The 3,294-nt window shown below is 56.3% G+C and carries 1 protein-coding gene and 1 pseudogene; both read right to left on the bottom strand.

All coding sequences use genetic code 11. The features are described 5' to 3' along the window. Positions 1-149 precede the first annotated feature (149 nt). On the bottom strand, positions 150-3,062 hold the full coding sequence (locus B2R48_RS18285) for a 2-oxoglutarate dehydrogenase E1 component (protein ID WP_062953894.1): 2,913 nt from the start codon (positions 3,060-3,062) through the stop codon (positions 150-152). A gap of 70 nt (positions 3,063-3,132) precedes the next feature. Then, positions 3,133-3,294 (bottom strand): annotated as a pseudogene (locus B2R48_RS18280) (succinate--CoA ligase subunit alpha); the annotation flags it as partial.

Below are 3,294 nucleotides of genomic sequence, written 5' to 3'. Positions count from 1 at the left end.
ACAGACTCGCCCAGTGCGGGAACTTTAACTTCAGTCGCCATTTTTTCCTCGACCGTTTTTTCAATCAGGCAGTGTGGGTCTGCCAAGATACGAATGAATTCTAAATGAACGGATCGAACGGGCGATTTCTCGCCCGTTCGATGAAAGTGTTAGACGCTCAGTGCCTTGTCGACCAATTCGGCCTGCTCACGCAGGTGAGCCTTCAGAAGGCCCGTCGCCGGCGAAGCAGATGCTGCGCGACCGACATAAACAGGACGACCCGTCTTGTGCTTGATGCTGGCAAGCGTTGCCTCGATCCGGCGATCAACAAAGTACCAGGAACCCATGTTCTCTGATTCTTCCTGACACCAGACGACATCAGCATTCGGGTATTTGGCCAGTTCAGCAGCCAGTTCTTGTTCCGGCCACGGGTAAAGCTGTTCAACACGCACAAGCGCAACATCTTCGATGCCACGGTTTTCGCGTTCGGCAAGCAGATCATAATAGACCTTGCCCGACGACAGAACGACGCGCTTGACCTTTTTGTCGTCCACCAGCTTGCCGGTTTCGCCGATCACCGTCAGGAATTTGGTTCCTGATGCAAAGTCGGACAGGTTCGACACACACTGTTTGTGACGCAGAAGCGATTTCGGCGTCATCAGGATCAGTGGCTTACGGAACGAACGACGGATCTGACGGCGCAGGATGTGGTAATAGTTTGCCGGCGTCGTGCAGTTCGCCACCTGCATGTTGTTTTCACCACAAAGCTGCAGGTAACGTTCCAGACGCGCGGAACTGTGTTCCGGACCCTGGCCTTCGTAACCGTGCGGCAGCAGCATCACCAGACCGGACATACGCAGCCATTTGGCTTCGCCCGAGCTGATGAACTGGTCAATAATGACCTGCGCACCGTTGGCAAAATCACCGAACTGGGCTTCCCAAAGAACCAGCGAATGCGGTTCTGCAAGGGTGATGCCGTATTCAAAGCCAAGAACACCAGCTTCGGACAGTGGCGAGTTGAGAACCTCAAGCTCGGCCTGACCGGTACGGATGTTATTGAGCGGGGTGTATTTTGCCTCGTTGGTCTGATCGATCAGTTTGGCATGACGCTGCGAGAAGGTACCGCGCTGGCAGTCCTGACCCGACAGACGCACCGGTGTGCCTTCGCACATCAGGGTCCCGAAGGCCAAAGCTTCTGCGGTGGCCCAATCAATGCCTTCGCCGGTTTCAAACATCTTCGCCTTCGCCTTCAGCTGACGAAGGATCTTGCGGTTGATGTCAAAGTCACTCGGCGGGGTTGAAAGGGCGCGACCAACTTCCTGAAGAAGGTTTTCTTCAACACCGGTCTGGCCGATCCAGTCAGCATCTTCGCCATGCGAGGATGCCAGACCCGACCATTTGCCCTCAAGCCAGTCAGCCTTGTTCGGACGGTAGTTTTCGGACGCCTTGAACTCTTCATCAAGGTAATCCTGGAACGACTTGTCCAGTTCCTTGATGCGTTCTTCGCTCAGAAGACCTTCCTTGACCAGCTGCTGTGCATAGATGTCCTTGGTGGTCGGGTGTTTGCCGATCACGTCATACATCTTGGGCTGGGTGAATGCCGGCTCGTCGCTTTCGTTGTGGCCAAAGCGACGATAGCAGAACATGTCGATCACAACGTCCTGCTTGAACTCCTGACGGAATTCGGTCGCGATGCGCGCAGCGTGAACGACAGCTTCGGGATCGTCACCATTGACGTGCAGGATCGGGGCCTGAACGACTTTGGCAATGTCCGAGCAATACGGCGAAGAACGGGAATCGGTCGGCTTGGTCGTGAAACCGATCTGGTTGTTGACCACAAAGTGGATCGTACCACCGGTACGGTACCCCTTGAGGTGGGACAGATCGAAGGTTTCCGCCACAAGACCCTGACCGGCAAAGGCCGCATCACCGTGCAGGAGGATACCCATAACCTGCTCGCGATTGGTGTCTTTGCGCTGGGCCTGCTTGGCGCGGACCTTACCAAGAACAACCGTGTTCACTGCTTCAAGGTGCGACGGGTTTGCCGTCAGCGACAGGTGAACAACATTACCGTCAAATTCACGGTCGGCGGAGGTGCCAAGGTGATACTTAACGTCACCAGAGCCCATCACGTCGTCCGGTTTGGACGGGTTGCCCATGAATTCCGAGAAGATCGCCTGGAACGGCTTGCTCATGACGTTGGCAAGAACGTTCAGACGGCCACGGTGCGGCATGCCGAACACAACCTCGCGGATGCCAAGCTGGCTGCCGCGTTTAAGGATCTGTTCAAGTGCCGGCATCAGGGCTTCGCCACCATCAATACCGAAACGCTTGGTACCGACATATTTGGTGTGAAGATAGTTTTCGAAACCTTCGGCTTCGATCAGGCGCTCAAGGATTGCTTCCTTGCCACGGGTGGTGAACTGCGTCTGGTTGCCGATGCTTTCGATACGCTGCTGAATCCAGGATTTCTGTTCCGGTTCCTGAATGTGCATGAACTCGATGCCGATCGATCCGCAATAGGTCTTGCGTGCCAGCGAGACGATCTGACGGATGGTCGCGGTTTCAAGGCCAAGAACATTGGCAATGAAGATCGGACGATCCATGTCGGCTTCGGTAAAGCCATAGGTTTTCGGATCAAGTTCCGGATGCGGTTCACGCGGCGCAAGGCCCAGCGGATCCAGATTCGCTTCAAGATGGCCGCGTACCCGGAAGGAGCGGATCAGCATCAGCGCGCGAATGGAATCATTGGCTGCAGCACGGATGGCGTCGGAATTTACCTGACCTGCCGTGGGTGCTGCGTGGGGTGCCGGTGCGTAGCCCGCCATCGGAGCCGGGCGTTCGGCGTGCCCCTGTGAGACGTCGTATCCCTCCATGCCGCCAACAACCTTGGTTTCCCGTGGCTGCCAGCTCGGCCCACGCATTTCTGCGAGGAGTTCGGAGGCGTCGTCCTGCAACCCGTCAAAAAACTCAGCCCAGCTCTGGTCAACCGCAGACGGGCTTTCCAGATACCGGGCGTAAAGTTCAGCGATGTAGGTTGCGTTCGACTCGTTCAGAATCGTGTCGAGATCTTGAGGTTTCATTTGTGGTCTTGGAAGGCATGGTCCCCAAGAAGGACCACGCCCCCCCTTGCCTTTCCTCTGACTACCCAGATTAGCCCTTCAAAGCCTTCAGCATGGTCGAGCCGAGGCTTGCCGGGGAATCGGCAACAAGAACGCCAGCGCTGCGCATGGCTTCCATTTTGGCATCCGCGGTACCTTTACCGCCCGAGATGATCGCACCGGCATGGCCCATGCGTTTACCCGGAGGTGCGGT

Source organism: Thalassospira sp. UBA848, assembly GCF_002295455.1.
GTDB lineage: Bacteria > Pseudomonadota > Alphaproteobacteria > Rhodospirillales > Thalassospiraceae > Thalassospira.
This window is presented reverse-complemented; position numbering and strand designations above follow the sequence as displayed.